The sequence below is a fragment of the Kitasatospora sp. NPDC001603 genome (genome assembly GCF_040298365.1).
Taxonomy (GTDB): Bacteria; Actinomycetota; Actinomycetes; order Streptomycetales; family Streptomycetaceae; genus Kitasatospora.
In genome coordinates this window covers 1-15,914 of sequence record NZ_JBEPAA010000036.1, presented here as the reverse complement: position 1 = coordinate 15,914, position 15,914 = coordinate 1, and the positions used below count along the sequence as shown (strand labels likewise).

General features: G+C 70.5%; 11 protein-coding genes and 3 pseudogenes. 9 read left to right on the top strand and 5 right to left on the bottom strand.

Features of this window, described 5'->3' with window-relative positions; all coding sequences use genetic code 11:
• The first annotated feature begins 82 nt into the window (after positions 1–82).
• The 4 genes from ABT263_RS22355 (at position 83) to ABT263_RS22340 (ending at position 2,514) form a co-directional block, all read left to right on the top strand.
• Positions 83–532: an SRPBCC family protein gene (locus tag ABT263_RS22355; protein WP_329491774.1), complete on the top strand. Its 450-nt coding sequence runs from the start codon at positions 83–85 to the stop codon at positions 530–532.
• Positions 533–921: 389 nt separating this feature from the next.
• Complete coding sequence (locus ABT263_RS22350) at positions 922–1,659, top strand: hypothetical protein (protein WP_352292538.1); 738 nt, start codon at positions 922–924, stop codon at positions 1,657–1,659.
• Positions 1,660–1,719: 60 nt separating this feature from the next.
• A complete protein-coding gene (locus tag ABT263_RS22345) occupies positions 1,720–2,064 on the top strand; it encodes a hypothetical protein (RefSeq protein WP_352292536.1) in 345 nt (114 codons plus the stop codon).
• Between the two features lie 51 nt (positions 2,065–2,115).
• Positions 2,116–2,514 (top strand): hypothetical protein, encoded by a 399-nt coding sequence (locus ABT263_RS22340; protein WP_352292534.1) that lies wholly within the window; start codon positions 2,116–2,118, stop codon positions 2,512–2,514.
• Between the two features lie 81 nt (positions 2,515–2,595).
• Here ABT263_RS22340 and ABT263_RS38940 read toward each other — a convergent pair.
• Both ABT263_RS38940 and ABT263_RS22330 read right to left on the bottom strand, forming a co-directional pair.
• A pseudogene (locus ABT263_RS38940) lies at positions 2,596–2,676 on the bottom strand (ATP-binding protein); the annotation flags it as partial.
• Between the two features lie 36 nt (positions 2,677–2,712).
• Positions 2,713–3,288 (bottom strand): CGNR zinc finger domain-containing protein, encoded by a 576-nt coding sequence (locus ABT263_RS22330; RefSeq protein ID WP_352292532.1) that lies wholly within the window; start codon positions 3,286–3,288, stop codon positions 2,713–2,715.
• A gap of 105 nt (positions 3,289–3,393) precedes the next feature.
• Between ABT263_RS22330 and ABT263_RS22325 the strand changes: the two genes are divergently transcribed.
• From ABT263_RS22325 to ABT263_RS22315, 3 genes are all read left to right on the top strand, one after another.
• The gene (locus ABT263_RS22325) at positions 3,394–4,263 is read left to right on the top strand and encodes an SDR family NAD(P)-dependent oxidoreductase (protein ID WP_352292530.1); all 870 of its coding nucleotides are present in this window, start codon (positions 3,394–3,396) and stop codon (positions 4,261–4,263) included.
• Between the two features lie 1,005 nt (positions 4,264–5,268).
• Complete coding sequence (locus ABT263_RS22320; RefSeq protein WP_352292528.1) at positions 5,269–8,196, top strand: hypothetical protein; 2,928 nt, start codon at positions 5,269–5,271, stop codon at positions 8,194–8,196.
• Between the two features lie 946 nt (positions 8,197–9,142).
• Positions 9,143–9,613 (top strand): ricin-type beta-trefoil lectin domain protein, encoded by a 471-nt coding sequence (locus tag ABT263_RS22315; protein ID WP_352292526.1) that lies wholly within the window; start codon positions 9,143–9,145, stop codon positions 9,611–9,613.
• 1,129 nt (positions 9,614–10,742) lie between these two features.
• Here the strand turns inward: ABT263_RS22315 and ABT263_RS22310 are convergent.
• Positions 10,743–10,953 (bottom strand): annotated as a pseudogene (locus ABT263_RS22310) (amidohydrolase); the annotation flags it as partial.
• Between the two features lie 607 nt (positions 10,954–11,560).
• Between ABT263_RS22310 and ABT263_RS22305 the strand changes: the two are divergent.
• Together ABT263_RS22305 and ABT263_RS22300 are read left to right on the top strand one after the other, a co-directional pair.
• Entirely contained in the window at positions 11,561–13,870 is a 2,310-nt protein-coding gene (locus ABT263_RS22305) for a molybdopterin-dependent oxidoreductase (protein ID WP_352292524.1), read from the top strand.
• Between the two features lie 133 nt (positions 13,871–14,003).
• Complete coding sequence (locus ABT263_RS22300) at positions 14,004–14,555, top strand: EF-hand domain-containing protein (protein WP_352292522.1); 552 nt, start codon at positions 14,004–14,006, stop codon at positions 14,553–14,555.
• A 475-nt stretch (positions 14,556–15,030) separates the two neighbouring features.
• Here ABT263_RS22300 and ABT263_RS22295 read toward each other — a convergent pair whose 3' ends face one another.
• Together ABT263_RS22295 and ABT263_RS22290 are read right to left on the bottom strand one after the other, a co-directional pair.
• Positions 15,031–15,252 carry a discoidin domain-containing protein gene (locus ABT263_RS22295; RefSeq protein WP_352292640.1) on the bottom strand — a complete coding sequence of 74 codons (222 nt, stop codon included), beginning with the start codon at positions 15,250–15,252 and terminating at the stop codon, positions 15,031–15,033.
• Between the two features lie 6 nt (positions 15,253–15,258).
• Positions 15,259–15,485, bottom strand: a pseudogene (locus ABT263_RS22290) (hypothetical protein); the annotation flags it as partial.
• Between the last annotated feature and the right edge of the window lie 429 nt (positions 15,486–15,914).

Sequence of the window (15,914 nt, the reverse complement as noted above, 5' to 3'; positions counted from 1 at the left end):
GGTAGGGGCCAGGCATACCGGCCGGCGGTCGGGGCAGGCGCTTGTCCGACCGTGAAAGCGATGCGAAGGCGAGTGAGCAGCGATGAGCAAGGTGCAGGAGCAGATCGACGTCGATGTGCCGGTCAGCACGGCGTACAACCAGTGGACGCAGTTCGAGCAGTTCCCGATGTTCATGGAGGGTGTCGAGGAGATCACCCAGCTCGACGAGCGGCACAACCACTGGAAGACGAAGATCGCCGGTGTGTCCCGGGAGTTCGACACCGAGATCGTCGACCAGGTGCCGGACGACCACGTGGCGTGGCGTACCACCAGTGGTGACGTGCGGCAGACGGGGATGGTGCGGTTCGAGCCGATCGACGCGACCCATACCCGGGTGATGATGGAGATGGACTTCCAGCCCGGCGGCATGGCCGAGAAGGCCGCCGACATGACCGGCATGCTCGACCGGCAGGTCAAGGGCGACCTCAAGCGGTTCAAGCACTTCATCGAGAAGCGCGGCACCGCCTCCGGCGGCTACCGCGACACCCTCTGACCCGGACCACGCCGTCAGCCCCCCCGCCACGTCCACGGATGTGGCGGGGCGGGGTCATGCGCGAGCGGGACCGAACCCGGCCGACGTCGCGTCGCCGGTGAAGCACCGCGTCACGCGCTGCGCCGGAGCTGACGGGCCGCAGGCGGGGGCACCTCACCCCGGCGCCATGGTGGCCCGGTCCGCGAGAGGGTCTGGCTCAGCCGAAGGAAGCTACCCGAGGGCCCCTGCACGAGATCCGCCGACGCTCCGCCATTCACCTGGCCGGCGTCCACCTCGGCGCTCCTCCGGGATGTACCGGTCTGCTGTGCCTTACCGGCCCCCCGGGAGCGTGAACCCCGTACGGCGGGGAACCCGCTGGTGACAGCCACGCCGCACACGGGAGACGCTCCATGGACTCAGGCAGGAAGACGCCCGCCAACCGGGCGAAGGCGCTGCAGCGCTTCCCGCGCCACGACCGCCGCGGCGAGGCCCGGCTGCCCGCGGTGCTCGCCACCCTGGCGGCCGTGCTGCTCTACCTCGTCCTGCCGGAGCAGCTGCTGTTCGTCCCGCGCTTCGTCGTGCCGGGCCTGGAAGTGCTGCTCTTGATACCGCTGATCGCGGTCAACCCGCGCCGGATGACCCGGCAGAACCGCCTCTCCCGGATCGTGTCGCTGACCCTGGTCGCCCTCATCGGCATCAGCAACCTGATCTCGCTCGGCCTGCTGGTGCACGCCATGGTCACCGACAAGGCCCAGGAGGGCGGCCCCCTCCTGCTCGCCGCGCTCCAGGTCTGGGCCACCGGCATCATCGTCTTCGGCCTGGCGTTCTGGGAACTCGACCGCGGCGGCCCCGTGGCGCGCACCCAGGCCGAGCGCTCTGAACTGCCGCTGGCCGACTTCCGGTTCTCCCAGGACGAGAACGACGACGCCGTCGAGGAGGTCGCCGACGGCTCGTCCCGCACCAGCGACTGGGTCCCCACCCTGATGGACTACCTGTACGTCTCGGTCACCAACTCCACCGCCTTCAGCCCCACCGACACCATGCCGCTGTCCCCCCGGGCCAAGGCGCTGATGGCCATCGAGAGCATCGCCGCACTCATGACCTCGCTGCTCGTCATCGCCCACGCGGTCGGCGTCCTCGACAAGTAGGACGGCACGGCACACCGGTCGAGGCCGCCGCAGGGCGGGGCCGGCTTCCTCGGTGGCGATGTGGGCGCGCAGCAGCTCGATGTCGACCAGGTCTCCCTGGACCCGGCCTCCTGGACGATGCTGCAGCGGTGCCTGGACCACCGCGACAGCTGGCCAACCGACTACCCCCACGTCATGGTCACCAAGGGAACGAAAGCCGGACGGGGAGCAGCCTCAACTGCCTATCTTTCCCACGTCCTTAACGACTGGGGCTTCCCGCCCCCGGATGTCCGCAGCACCCGCCTGGTTGACCTGGCGAACACCGTCGATCCCAAACTCGTCGCTGCCGCGTTCGGCATGGACCCCACGGCCACGCTGATCTATCTCGCCGACCACATCGATGCCACCCGTCTGCCGGAGCCGTGACCGGTTTGAAATCGCTGGTCAGGACGGATATCGGGCTGCAGAATCAGCAGCATGCCGCGCTTCTTGTGTGACCGTTGCCGATGCCCGCTCACCACATCGGTCACCAAGATCAAAGTTCCGCCGCCGGTCCCGCCCTCAGAGACTCCCGACATCCGGACACGGCCGCCCCGGATGCCGCGCGGCACCTATGCCCCGAACTTCCGGCTGAGGGAGTTCACCATCGACATCCCCGGCTTTGTGGTTCATCCCGACGACGTCGTCGGCACCGAATTGCACGCTGGGTGGGACCGATTGAGCGCCTGCTGCCAGGGACCCAGCGGCACCAACGGACCCAATGTGGTCTGCGGGAACTGCGGAGCGGAAGTGGCCACCAAGCAGGCCGACTGCTTCACCCAAGACCAGGTGGTGCTCGAACCCACCGCAGTCTGCCTCTCCTATGCAGACGACTGATCACGCGACGAGACCCCAAGCCGAACCCGTCGACATTCGGCGGCACCTCGCACAAGTTCGCCGGAACATGTGCGCTTTGGTGAAGGGCTTGTTCGAGGTGACGATCACGCTGGCACGTTCGTACCTGTCCGATGAGAGTTGGAAGAACAGGTTCGCGGCCTCGGCCTTGGCTGTTCTGTCGAGTTCAGCGGGGGAAGGTCACTCTTCCTGCGCCTTGCGGGTGCGGTAGGTACGCATGGCGACCTGCGCCCCGCAGCGGTTCGGGCTGCAGTACGCCGCCGAGGAGTTGCGCGAGCGGTCGTAGAACCCGAGGTGGCACGGGGGGTTCCGGCAGGCCTTGAGCCTCATCCAGGCGCCTCGTAGAGCGACGTCGGACGCCGCGGCAAGCACATGTGCGAGTGCGCCGGGGACGCCGTCCCCAGTGGGCAGGAGCTGGACGCCGGAAGCGGTGACGACGGGCGCCAGGGGATACAGCCGTGCACTGCGGCGCAGGTACTCCTCGGCTCTCGCCCGGCCCTCGTCGTCCTCCTCGCCCGCGTGCGCGAGAAGGACGAGGACCAGGGCATCCCTCAGCTCCCGGGCGGCGGCGGCGTCGGCATGGGTGACCAGCACGCCGGGGCCGGTCAGGCCCTCCAGTCGCAGCCACTGCGCGAAGGCCGCCCCGTCCCCGAGCTGCTCCCGACTGCCGTCGATCGCCCGCGTGTTGACAAAGGCGAGGACAGTCTCAGCAGCCGCCGAGGGACTGAGAATCGTCCGGGTCGTATCCATGGGCATACGGCAACGATACCCGAGACCTGAGAGGCGCCACTGATCATGCACATAGACACCAGGGCACATTGAGGCTTGTGCGTTAGGTGCTAAATCAATATGGTCATAACCATGACGAAGAACGAGCAGACCTCGGACACCACCCGCACCTGGTTCATCACCGGCTCCTCCCAGGGCCTCGGCCGCGCCCTCGCACTCACCGCCCTCGACCGTGGCGACCGCGTCGCGGCCACCGCCCGCCGCACGGAATCGATCAGCGACCTGGTCGGGCGGTACCCCGGACAGGCCATCGCCCTCCAACTCGACGTCCGGGACGAGGAAGCGGCCCACCGCGCCGTCGAGCAGACCGTTTCCGCGTTCGGACGAATCGACGTGGTCGCCAACAACGCGGGCTACGGACTGTTCGGCGCCGTCGAGGAGGCGACCGACGCGCAGGCCAGGGCCATCTTCGACACCAACGTGTTCGGGCCGCTCAACGTGCTGCGCGCGACACTGCCGGTGCTGCGCAGGCAGCGCTCGGGCCACATCCTCCAGGGCTCCTCGCTCTACGGACAGTCGGCGCACCCGGGTGTCGGACTGCTCGCAGCCGGCAAGTACGCGCTCGAAGGACTCTCCGACGCTCTGGCGGCCGAGCTCGCGCCCCTGAACATCAAGGTCACCATGATCGAGCCCGGATATCTGGGGACCGGCTTCCTGTCCCACCTGGTCTTCGCCGAACCCACCGCCGACTACGACGGGACCGTGCGCGCCGTCCAGAGCTCGCTCGGCGAACTGCCGCCCGAGGCGTTCGCCGCTCCCGCCCGGGTCGCCGCGGCCGTCATGGCCGCCGTCGACGCCAAGCAGCCTCCTCTGCGCCTCGCCCTCGGGCGCGCGGCCGAGGACGGCCTCCGCCAGGCTCTCACCGCACGCCTGCGCGAACTGGACGCCTGGGCCGAGGTCAGCCGTAGCGCCGACGGGGCAGCGTACGACCGTCAGCCGTAGCACCGACGGGGTGCCGTGCGAGCGTCAGCTGTCGTGCGGACGGTGCGAGCGCCAAGCCCTCGGGCCGCAAGGCAGGCGCGCCAGGGGCGGCAGACGGCCGATCGCGGATGCTCTCCTGATCTGCGGACTTGGAACGGCAGGAAGAGCCACCTTCCCAGGTCAGAGAGCATCCGCGCCTTCGTGTCCAGGCCCTGGACCGCCTGTTGACCGGTGGATCCGGGATCAGTTCCGGCTCAACGGCCGGAGCCGGCGGCACTTCGAAACGGCACTGGCAGGCCGGATCGATGGGGGCGGCGAGCAGCATCTGTTCGCACCGGACCAGATCGGTTGAGACGGGACACGCCCGATCTGGAACATTCCGCTGTGACTCCACCCCGTGGAATGCGGGATCGGCGCCCGGCTGCCCACCCCCAGTTCCCGGGATGCGGTGCTCTACGGCGTGCTGGAGGACCTGCCCAGGGCCGTCGACCGACTGCGCCGGTCCTTCACGCCGACCCGCAAGTACCCCACCGCAGCCCGGCTGATGCTCCCTCAGGCGGGGGTGTCTCCCCGAGGTCGACGTGCGGGCGCGCTGGATGTCGGCCGTGAGGGGTGCCTGTGAAGCACGGTCCGCCGGGCTGCGCCGGATGCCGCTGCACGCCGTGCAGTGCTGCGCGATCACGCCCGCCGCTTTGCGCAGCGTCCGACGGATTTCTGGAGCGGGTGCTGCGGGAGGGCTGCTGGGGCGGGTGCGGGTTCCGGCCAAGTTCGGGAAATTGTGCGGCTGTTGTGATCGAGCTGTGTAGTTTCGAGCGGTCCGGAAGGCGGCGTTCGCCGATGGGCTGGCCGCGCCAGGTCCTGGTGAGCGTGTCGGCCTCTCTCCTCTTCCTCATAGACGGGATCGTGATGACCACCCCGAGTACCGGAACACCTGCCACCACACCAGCGACAGCCCCGGCGAGCGGGACAACGCCCGCGAGTGCGACCCCGACGAGCACGTCGCCCGCGTTCGAAGTGGACAAGGCGATGCTCGACGGCCCGACGCCGAAGGACCTGCTTCCGACCACGGGCAACTACCCGGTGGAGATCGTCCGGTACCGCTCGGTGGTGCTCACCGACATCCCCGGGGCGAAGCCGGCACGGAAGCTGACCGGGGCCATCGACCTCGGGGAGGAGAACCTGCCGTTCTACGACCGGCCGGCCGAGGGCATGATCGTCACGACCGAGCAGAGCTGGTCGGCCCAGGGGGTCACGCTCGGCCGGCTGCTGCACAGCCTGGCGCTCGCGCCCGGCGAGAGCACCAAGGTCGCGGTCGTCGACTGGCAGCGCACCACCAAGGCCTCCGGCACCGAGACGACCGCAGAGGCCGACGCGCTGTCCGCCACCACCGACCAGAACCGGTCGATCAGCGAGGTCGCGAACGCGATCGCCCGCGAGGAGCAGTACGGCAACTCCCAGATGTCCCAGTCGAGCAAATCCTCCAGCTCCGGCGGCAGCATCGGCGTCGCGTTCTTCGGCCTGGGCGGCGGTGGCAACTGGGGCGAGTCGTCCAACAGCGGCTTCGCGACCGCGGTGTCCCGCTCGACCGGGGTGAAGTCGGTCGCGGTCGAGGCCTCGCAGCGCATCAGCGAGCGGACCCAGCAGCTGGCGACCGCGGCCCGCAGCCGCAACATGACCGTCGTGCGCGAGACGACGCAGGCGGAGAAGGACCAGGTCCTCACCCGGGTCGTCACCAACTACAACCACATGCACGCGATGTCGGTGCAGTACTACGAGGTCGTCCAGATCTACAACGTGACGACCAAGCCGACCAAGCTGGAACGCTGCCTGTTCATCCCGCTGCAGGAGCTCACCTTCAACTACACCAGCCTGCAACGCTACAAGGAGGTGCTCGCGTCGGTGGCGCCGGCCGACTGGGCGGCGAAGATCCGGGCCGCGAACCCGTTCGACACCACCGTGCGCAAGCTCGACGCCTGCACCGCACCGGAGGCACCGTCGGTCGCCCAGGTGTTCGACGGCGTGGACCTGGCCGACATCGCCGCCTCGGCCATGGGCGTGTACGGGGTGCGCAAGTACGACGGCAGCCCGGTCCGGTTCGATCCGGTGGCCCGGCAGTGGAACCCGCTGCCCACCACCGGGCTCGACGGCGACCTGGTCCGCATCGCCCCGGGAAAGGACACGGTGTGGGGGCTGCGGACGGACAACAGGCTCGTGTACTTCGACGGGAGGACCTGGCGGCTCGACCCGCAGGGCTGGGCGGGGCGGAGCCTCGCATGCGGACCGGACGGCACGCTCTACCTCATCGGCATGGGCGCCGGTTCGATCCACCACCGCTCCCCGAGCGGCGTATCGCAGGACATGAACATCCTGGCCGACGACGTCGCCGTCGTCGGCAGGGACAAGCTCTGGTACTGCAAGGAAGGACGGACCTGGGAGCGCAACGGCACCACCTGGTTGGAGCGGACCCCCGCACCGAACGTGAAGCGCCTGTCCGCCGGCCTGGACGGCGTCCTGTGGGGCATCACGGCCGACGGCAAGGCCCTGGTGGTGGAGCCCGCTGCGACCACCTGGAGCGCCCCCAAGTACTTCAACGGGGCCACCGGACTGGTCGACGTCGTCTCGTCCACCGGCGGGGACTACTGGGCGCTGACGAACGCCGGGCTCCTGCGGCTGCTCACCGCGCCACGGGAGACACCGATCCCCTTCGACGCCGCGCCGAAGACCGACTCCCCCTACGCCTCCAAGATCGACGTCTGGTACGACGAGTTCGGGATCCGCAGCCTCCAGGTGGTATTCCCCGGCCACACCTTCCGCTGCGGCGACACCGGCGGCTCCGGCATACAGCACCACGCGACCCACACCTTCGCCGGCGCCGACAAACTCCTCTCCCTCGACGCCTGGTCCGGCACCGCCGCCCGCGGCAGCCTCGCCGGGCTGCGCCTGACGATGACGTCGGGCGTGGTCAACTTCGGGATCGCGGAAAGCACCGCCGCCGCGCCGGACCTGACCGAGGACGCCGGCGGCGCCGCCATCTGCGGACTGTTCGGCTCGACCGTGAAGTCCGGCACCCGCACCTACCTCGCATCGCTCGGCTTCCACGTCCGCGGCGGCAACGTGTCGCAGGCCGTCCTGGACCACCTGAACGACAACCGCCGCCACTACAGCCAGGCCGTGTGGGCCAACGCGGACGAACTGACGCTCAGCCGCATCCTCGCCAACTACTCGTACACGCCTGCCGGCTCGACCGCCCCGCCGGTCCTGCTCGGCACGCTGCTGGACCCGAAGCCGATCGCCGCCACCGGCAACTACCTCGGCTTCCGGTGGAACTTCGGCAGCGAACAGGAGCGCCAGGAGTGGACCAAAGCCCGACAGCCGGGCGACGCCACCTTCGGCACGCCGGTGACCAACACGATCGCCATCGCCACCAAGGGCGTCTTCGCCGAGGCCGTGCTCGGCCGGGCCAACTCGGCCGAGAAGATCGACCTCACCCGTTTCTGGAACTGGAAGGACTCGCCCCTCCAGATCACGCCCGCCGACATCGCACCGGTCGCCACCGGCACCCGCGCCCAGAACCTCGACACCACGGTGGCCGCCCTGGCCGCCACCCAGGCGAAGTTCACGCCCCTGGCCGCCATGCCCGACCCGAGCGCCCTGCAGGCGGCGCAGGCCATCACCACCGCGAACCTGTTCCGCGACATGAGCGGCCTCAACACCATGGGCCAGGTCCTCACCAAGGGCATCGAGAGCGCGGCCAGCAACGACAAGGACGCCGGCGCACGCGCCCAGGAGGCCCTGAAGACCGCCACCGAACACCTGCAGAAGATGGCCCAGATCGCCGTCGACGCCGCCGGCAAGGCAGCGCCTCTCGTAACCGGCGGCGCCGGCGGCGCCGGCAACCTGAGCGCCCTCGGCGGCATGCTCAACCAAGGCGGCAAGCCCGAGGCCAAAGCCTGATCACCCCACCACGCGGGCCCGGGCCGCCACCCGGGCCCGCCCCGTCCGACCAGCACACCCACCAAGCGGGCCCGCCGGCGATCACGGTGGTGAGGTGCGGGGAGCACGCACGTGCCCGGACAGCGCCCGGCTCGTCCGGGCCCAGTACAACCGAACGACGACAGCCCGGCCGGCCCGGGAGCCTATTTCGCCCATCGTCGCGGGTGGCACCCTGGGGACATGAGACCTGGGGGCGCGAGGATCACCTGCGTCGGCAGCGTGGCGGCCGGCAAGGAGACTTGCGTCGATGTCTTGCGACGTGCCTGACCGACCTCGGCCTGGACGCCGCGAAGTCCATCCGTCCGTCCTCCAGGAAGGTCGGGGGCCGTGCCCGCTCGGTCGGACGCTCCACCGGCGCTGTCGCGGCCCGTGCTGCGCTCCATCGCCGAGCTGGACCTGCTGCTCGTGCGGTGACACCTCCGGCCAGGAGGCGGCCGCCCTGTTCGCCGCTGTGAGCGCCCCGGCGGCGGGCGGCGGGAGCTGACCGACCCGGGGCCGGACTGTCGCCGGCTCGTGCCCGGGTTGGTTACCGGGCCGCGGCGAGCGAGCGGGCCACCGTCCTACGGGGCAAGCGGCGGCAGCGGCTGGGCCGGCAGTGAGGGGAGTGAGGGCGTCATGGCAGGTGAACCGCTCCCGGAGGCGGCGGTCACGCCGGGCCGGGCGGGTTTGCCGCAGGACGGCCGGTGTCGTGAACGGGTTGTTTCCACCGGCCGTCCGGGTTCAGCCGATCGCTGTGGGGCTTCCCGGCTCGGCCGGTCGGCCACCCGTTCGGATGAACGCGGGTCTGCAGAAACGGTTGTTCGTCGGCAAGTGACGCTGGCAATCGCCAAGATCTCCAACTGTCCGGAAAGCACCCCACTGTCGTACGCGAAGCCGCACGGCAAACAGCGAGAACGGGAACCCACCCATGGCAGTCGCACTTCGCAGGACGCTCGCCCTCGCCACGCTGACCCTGGCCGCCTCTCTCCTGCCCGCCGGCGGGGCAGGCGCCGCCGACCCGACACCGCGCACCCCCAGCCTCTACTGCCTCGCCAACACCTGGAGCACTCCGAGCACCTCCACGAAGCCCTGCAACTCGAACGACCAGGGCCAGCACTGGACTCTCGCGGGGCAGAAGGTCTCCCTCGCCAACGCCCCCGCCTACTGCCTCGCCAACACCTGGAACGCGCAGGACGTCTCGGTGAAGCCGTGCGACTCCAAGGACCAGGGCCAGTACTGGACCGTGACCGGTCAGAGGATCTCCCTCACCTTCGCCCCCGCCTACTGCCTCGCCAACACCTGGAACACCCCCAACATCTCCACCAAGCCCTGCGACAGCAACGACCGCGGACAGAACTGGGTCGTCTTCGGCGACCAGATCAGCCTCGCCCTCGCCTGACGCCCCACCACCGCGCCCGGACACTGTGATCTCCGGGCCGCAGGCCGCCCTTGACGGGCGGGATCGCGTAGGTGACATCGGCTCAGCGGGCCGCCGCGCTGCGGCGGCCCGCTCGTGCAGGACCGAGTTCAGCGACCGCCCGCCGCACGCTCCGTCCGAAACCCCGGCGTGGGCCCTTCTCGGCGATCCCACCGGAACCGCGGGCTGCGGCTGCTCTCACCGCGCTCGTGCGCAGGGCGCGAGGGCCACGGCCACCGCTGGCCGGTCGCGGACGGCGCGCCCAGCCCCCGGCCGCCCGCCGTCTACTCCCTGGCCCGGCATGCTGCGCATCGCCCGCTGCGCGCGGGCCCCTGCTGTCCGGCCGTTTCACCCTGAGGGGAAAGGGTGGTGGTCGTGGGGCTGGCATCCGGGCATGAGTTTCTTCCCGCGGCAAAAGGTGGCGGTCCAGCCGATGCTGTTCGGCGGGCCGGTGTGCGCGGCGGAGCTGGCGTGGGCGGGCAAGGGCCGCCGGCCGACGTACTGCTCCAAGGTGTGCTCGTCGAAGGCGGACCGCGCCCGGGAGAACGAGAAGCGGGGCAAGGCCCTCGCCGTCGCCGCCGAAGCGCGCCGGGGTGAAGCGGGGCTGCCCGACGGCCTGGCCGATGACCCGGTGGCCGCCGAGCTCCTCGCCCTCGGCGACCGGCTGGCGCGCGCCGACCGCCTGCTGCTCCTCCAGCTCGACCGGTCGGCCCGCGACGGTGCGCGGTCTGTGCCCGCCAAGCCCTCGCCGACGTCCTCCACTGCGCCCGCGCCGCCACGAAGCGGTCGGAAGGCCCTGCTCTCCGGGGTGAGGTCGAGCAGGACGCGTCAGGACCGCGGCGGTCACCTCGCCGTCGAGCCTCCCCCGGGACTCGACGGCGAGGAGGCGTCGGCCCTCCCGCCGGTCTACCGGCAGAGGGCCGCGTCCACGTCGGCGGCGATGCGCGGCTTGGCCTCGACGGCGGGCAGGGCGGCACCGCTCCGCCGGCCGGCTCCCCGGCGCGGGCGGGGACGCCGGGGGTGCGCCGGGGGTGCGCCGGGAATGCCGGGGGATGCCCGGAACGCCGGGTGCGTCCGCCACCCCGGCGGACGCGCCCGGCGCTCGAGCGACGGCCGCCGGCCGGTCGCTGCCCGCCGCCAGGGGGGCGCCGGCCCGCGCAGGCCGCCGAACGGGTACGGCCAGGCGGCCCGTTCGGGACCGAGGAACGGGATGGTCAGCTCGTCCCTCTGCGGCTCGTGGGCAGCCCGGAGAGGCTGGACGTTGGCGAGCGCGCCGAGCGCGGCAGGTCGCTCGGGTCGACGGCCTGGAGGCGCGCCAGGTGGTCAGCGGCGGACCAGATCGGGCAGTCGGTCGCGGCGGGTCAGCACGACCACCGTCCCGCCGTCCGTGACCTGCCGGTCGCGTGAGCCCGCGCAGCACGCCACCGGCACCGAGGGCATCGTAGGGAGGTAGCGGGAGCATCGTCACACCGCTGGAGGCTGCTCGACCACGACCCGGCGGACCAGCACCGCTCCGTGCGGGTCCACCCGATGGTGCAGCGAGCGGTCCGTGAGGGCGTGCCCGAAAGCCGGGTCGCAGAGCTGGCCGGCGTGGCCGTCGGCCTGCTCCTCGTCGCGTCCCGGAAGTCCGCGGACGAGGCGAACTCGGTGATGTTCTTCCTGGCTGCCCCGGGGGACGAGGGGCCGCACCTGCGTTCTCGCGCCCTCGACTTCCCTCCTGCTGGCCCGCTGGCTCGAACAGGCTGGCGACCTGCCGGGCGTCGGTCGGCGCTGCCGTGCGGCTCTTGGAAGGCTCGTCACCTACTGGGTTGGGCGGCGGGCCGCAGGGGGAGCCTGTGTTCTGCGGCCCGCCGAGTGAAGTGGAGCCCTGCGGCGTAGACAACCGCTGTCCGGGAGCCGGGCAAACATCAGGAGTGGAGTTGATGCACGGTGGAACGACGCATGTCGGTTGCGACGCACTGGGGCAGTTTCATCGCGGTGGTCGATTCTGGCCGGTTGGTGCGCATCGAGCCGAGGAGCGATGACCCGGCGCCGTCGCCTATCGGCCCCGGGATGGTGACAGCCGCCGACGACAGCGCTCGCGTGTTGCGCCCAGCGGTCCGCAGGGGCTGGCTGAACGGTCTGCCGCGCGTCCACGACACGGCCAGGGGCACGGACGCCTTCGTGGAGGTGAGTTGGGACGACGCGATCACCCTGGTGAGCGAGGAACTGAGTCGGGTGCGTGCCCAGCACGGAGACAGCGCGGTGTTCGGCGGATCGTACGGCTGGGCGAGTGCGGGGGCCTTCCACAACGCGCAAGGTCAGCTCCACCGGTTCCTGGCGTTGGGCGGGGGATTCACCGACTCGCGCAACACGTACAGCACCGCGGCCTTGGAGGTCATCCTTCCCCATGTGATCGGCGGGGCCCCGTGGAGCTACCAGTCCCGGATGCCGATGTGGGACGAGATCGCCGAGAACTGTGAGCTGGTGGTGGCGTTCGGAGGGCTGGCCCTGAAGAACAGCCAGGTCAACCCGGGCGGGCTGGCCCGGCACCGGACGCAGGAGCTGCAACGGAAGTGCCGAGCGGCCGGGGTGCGGTTCGTGAACGTCAGCCCCATCCGCAGCGACGCCGCAGGTTTCCTCGACGCCGAGTGGCTACCCGTCATTCCCAACACCGACACCGCCGCGATGCTCGGCATCGCCCACACGATGCTGGTCAACGGATGGCACGACGAAGACTTCCTGCGCCGGTGCTGCGTCGGGTTCGACCGCTTCGCCTCCTACCTGGTCGGCGACCTGGACGGCGTCCCGAAGGACGCTGACTGGGCGGCGACGATCACGGGCATCAGCCGCGACACGATCACCGACCTCGCGCGCCGCCTCACCACGCAACCTTCCCTCATCATGGTCAACTACGCGATACAGCGGGCGGACCACGGCGAACAGCCAGTCTGGATGTCGGTCGTGCTGGCTGCCATGGCGGGCTCGATGGGGCGGCCCGGCTGCGGCTGGGGCGCGGGCTACGCGACGATGGACGCGACCGGTGTCGCCCCCGGCCGGCCCTCCGTGGCGTCGATTCCCCAGGGTCCCAACCCTGTTGCGGATTTCATCCCTGTCGCACGGATCGCCGACACCCTGCTGCATCCGGGCAGGACCATCGACTACGACGGCCGGCGCCTCACCCTGCCCGAGCTTCGCCTGATCTACTGGTGCGGAGGCAACCCGTTCCACCACCACCAGGATCTCCACCGGCTGGCGCGCGCCTGGCAGATTCCTGACACGGTGGTGGTGCACGAAGCCTGGTGGAACACCACGGCCAAGTTCGCCGACATCGTCCTTCCCGTCGCCACCAGCCTCGAGCGCGACGACTTCGCCGCCGGGTTCTCCGACCCTCACCTCGTCGCGATGCCGAAGGTCCGCGAGCCGGAGGGTGAGTCGCGCACCGACCACCACATCTTCACCGCCCTGGCCTCCCGGCTCGGATACGAGCAGGAGTTCACGAAGTCGCGCTCCGAGATCGAATGGGTCCGGCACCTCTACGAGCAGACGAGGGCCAGCCTCGGCGACGACACCGCCTTGCCCAGCTTCGACGACTTCTGGCGACGCTCCACCGCTGCGCTGCCGGCGCTGAGCGGACCGTTCCCCGGCAGCTTCGAGGCGCTGCGCTCAGATCCGCAGCGGTTCCCCCTGACGACGCCCTCGGGTCGGATCGAGATCTTCTCCGAGGAGATCGACTCGTTCGGCTACGACGACTGCACCGGGCATCCGGCGTGGTTCGAACCGGTGGAGTGGCTCCGTGGCGGCCTGTCGGAGCGATTCCCCCTGCACCTGATCTCGAATCAGCCGGCCTCGCGTCTGCACAGCCAGTACGACAACGGCGGCCACAGCCTCAAGTCGAAGATCCTTGGTCGTGAGCCCGTGACGATCAATCCGCTGGATGCCGCGTCCCGCGGCATCGAAAGCGGCATGATCGTGCGGGTCCACAACGATCGGGGCAGTTGCCTGGCGGGCGCAGTCCTGTCGGACGACGTCATGCCAGGCGTCGTCCAGCTGTCCACGGGAGCGTGGTGGGATCCGGTCCGGCCGGGCCTGAGCGGAACCCTGGACCGCCACGGCAATCCGAACTCCCTCACCGCGGATCGAGGCTGCTCGCGCCTGTCCCAGGGGCCGAGTGCGCACAGCGCGCTGGTCGACGTCGAGGTCTACGACGTCCCTCTTCCGGAGGTGCTCGCCTTCGTGCCGCCACACTTCGAACGTTGACACGAAGAACTCCCGACCCCGTCGGGGCGTGTCTCGGGTTCGCCGTCGTCAAGCGCGCGCCACTGGCCGGCCCGCCGGGATACCCCACTCACCCGTTTGCGATTGGGTAACCGAATGAATACTGTGCGCAGTCATGAGTGCACTTCGAGACCTCAAGTACGGCCAGTGGTTCAGGGGCGCCGACACCGACGGCGACGGGTTCATCACCCGGCAGGACGTCCGTGCGATGAGCGAGCGCTACATCGCCGCCCGGGGCACCGCGCCCGACTCCGCGACCGCCCGCCGGCTCACCGACGGGATGGACGAGTTCTGGACGAACGTGATCGCCCCGATGGACCAGGACGGTGACGGAAAGGTCGATCTGCGGGAGATGACCGAAGGCTTCAAGCGGGCCCTGACCGACCCTGCCCGGTTCCCGGAACAGATCGAGCCGGTCACCAACTGCTTCTTCGACCTCGTCGACCTCAACGGAAACGGCAAGATCGAGCAGGCGGAGTTCCAGCTGATGTTCAACTCGATCTCAGGCGTTCCCGGCGAGGACTGCGCCGAGGTCTTCGCCGCCTTGGACCGGGACGGCTCCGGCGCGCTGGACCGCACCGAGTTCCACCAGGCGGTCTCGGAGTTCTTCTACGGCGACGACCCGGACGCTCCTGCCAACCACCTGTTCGGCAGGGCCACCGCCTGACAGCCCCGGATACGGCCCCGGCCCCGATGGCCCACACCTGCCGGTGTGTGGGCCGTCGGCGTCGAGGCCACGGGCCAGGCAGTTTCTGGCGCCTCCTTCGGAGGTATGGTGCCGCTGACGCGGCCTCGGCCTTGGGGGCCAACGGCGCCCCGAGGCCGAACCTGGACCTCGGAACCACTGAGCAGGTCCAGAGCGGCCACCGATCGGGTGACGGAGCCGCGATCGGTGCCAGCACTACCGAGCACGAGGCGGGACTCCACCAGACCCTGGGACGAGGGGACGGGGCTGGGACGCCTCGGGGAGTCCGGAGGCCGCACCGGGCGCCAGCGGCATGTAGCTCGGCGGACGGTGGGTGCGACGTGCGGGCCGGGATGGTACGCAGGCGGCGGGCGCCGCCTGCGTACCATCCCGTAGGGGCCGACGCCGACAGCACCACCGAGGATCTGGCGCGCATCTGCCCCGAACTGACCGCCCGCTACGACCTGACGGCCGAGAACAGCCGGGTGCCGGTGACCTTCACGTACCGGGCCGTGGTCGGAGCGAAGGTGAGGACCTGCGGCGCCGCGCCGGGGCGCGGCGTGCCCGTCCGGGTGGCGACGGTCGACCAGGTGCTGCCGTCCGCCGAGACCTGGACGGTGTAGTCCACCGGGAAGCCCAGACCGGTGTTGGCACCGTCGGTGCGCGGGGTCAGGCTCACCCGGCTGCCGGCGGCCTTGGTGCGGCGCTCGGAGCGGCGTCGGGCCCGGTCCTCGCACGCAGACCTCAGCAGCTCTGCCAGGAAGCCGAGGTAGGACACATCTGCTCGCGCGAGGCCGCCTCGGCGAGCTCGGGGAACTGCGCGCGGACGGCCGGCAGCCGCAGCAGCCGGCATGCCCGTCGACGAGGTGCTCTCGTCGCTGAGCAACAGGTGCTCTCCCTACTCACCGACAAAGCCACCTCGGCGAGCCCCTCCAGCGCCACCTCCAGATCACCGTGAAGTCCGGCAGCGCGGCGAGGCGCGCCCGGCGCTCGGCCTGTACGGCCGTCAGCGCACGTGCGCGTCGATCAGACGGGTGACCAGGCCGCCGACTGCGGCCACGAGCACTACCCACGGGATGAGATTGCGCGTCTTGTCGTTCACTTACGCCCTCCCAGAGAGCGGGTCACGTTATAGGACCCCCACGCCATCCGATCAGTCCGCGGCGCTGCCTCCGTTGTGCCCGCTTGCTGCGGGGCCGGCCTACGGGCAGTCCTCCGCAGGGCCCACCTGTCCTCCTGAGGCCGGACCGGAGACGCCGCTGGCGGGGGGGGGGGGGGCGGCGGGGGGGCGGGGCCCGCGTAGAAGAGCACAGCAGTGGACCGGATCGGGCGCAAGAACAG

What these genes read in the sequence shown, in the direction of transcription:
- ABT263_RS22325 (WP_352292530.1), top strand. Translation starts at nt 3,394, where the DNA reads ATGACGAAGAACGAGCAGACCTCGGACACCACCCGCACCTGGTTCATC.
- ABT263_RS22330 (WP_352292532.1), bottom strand. Translation starts at nt 3,288, where the DNA reads ATGCCCATGGATACGACCCGGACGATTCTCAGTCCCTCGGCGGCTGCT.
- ABT263_RS22350 (WP_352292538.1), top strand. Translation starts at nt 922, where the DNA reads ATGGACTCAGGCAGGAAGACGCCCGCCAACCGGGCGAAGGCGCTGCAG.
- ABT263_RS22300 (WP_352292522.1), top strand. Translation starts at nt 14,004, where the DNA reads ATGAGTGCACTTCGAGACCTCAAGTACGGCCAGTGGTTCAGGGGCGCC.
- ABT263_RS22320 (WP_352292528.1), top strand. Translation starts at nt 5,269, where the DNA reads ATGCTCGACGGCCCGACGCCGAAGGACCTGCTTCCGACCACGGGCAAC.
- ABT263_RS22340 (WP_352292534.1), top strand. Translation starts at nt 2,116, where the DNA reads ATGCCGCGCTTCTTGTGTGACCGTTGCCGATGCCCGCTCACCACATCG.
- ABT263_RS22355 (WP_329491774.1), top strand. Translation starts at nt 83, where the DNA reads ATGAGCAAGGTGCAGGAGCAGATCGACGTCGATGTGCCGGTCAGCACG.
- ABT263_RS22315 (WP_352292526.1), top strand. Translation starts at nt 9,143, where the DNA reads ATGGCAGTCGCACTTCGCAGGACGCTCGCCCTCGCCACGCTGACCCTG.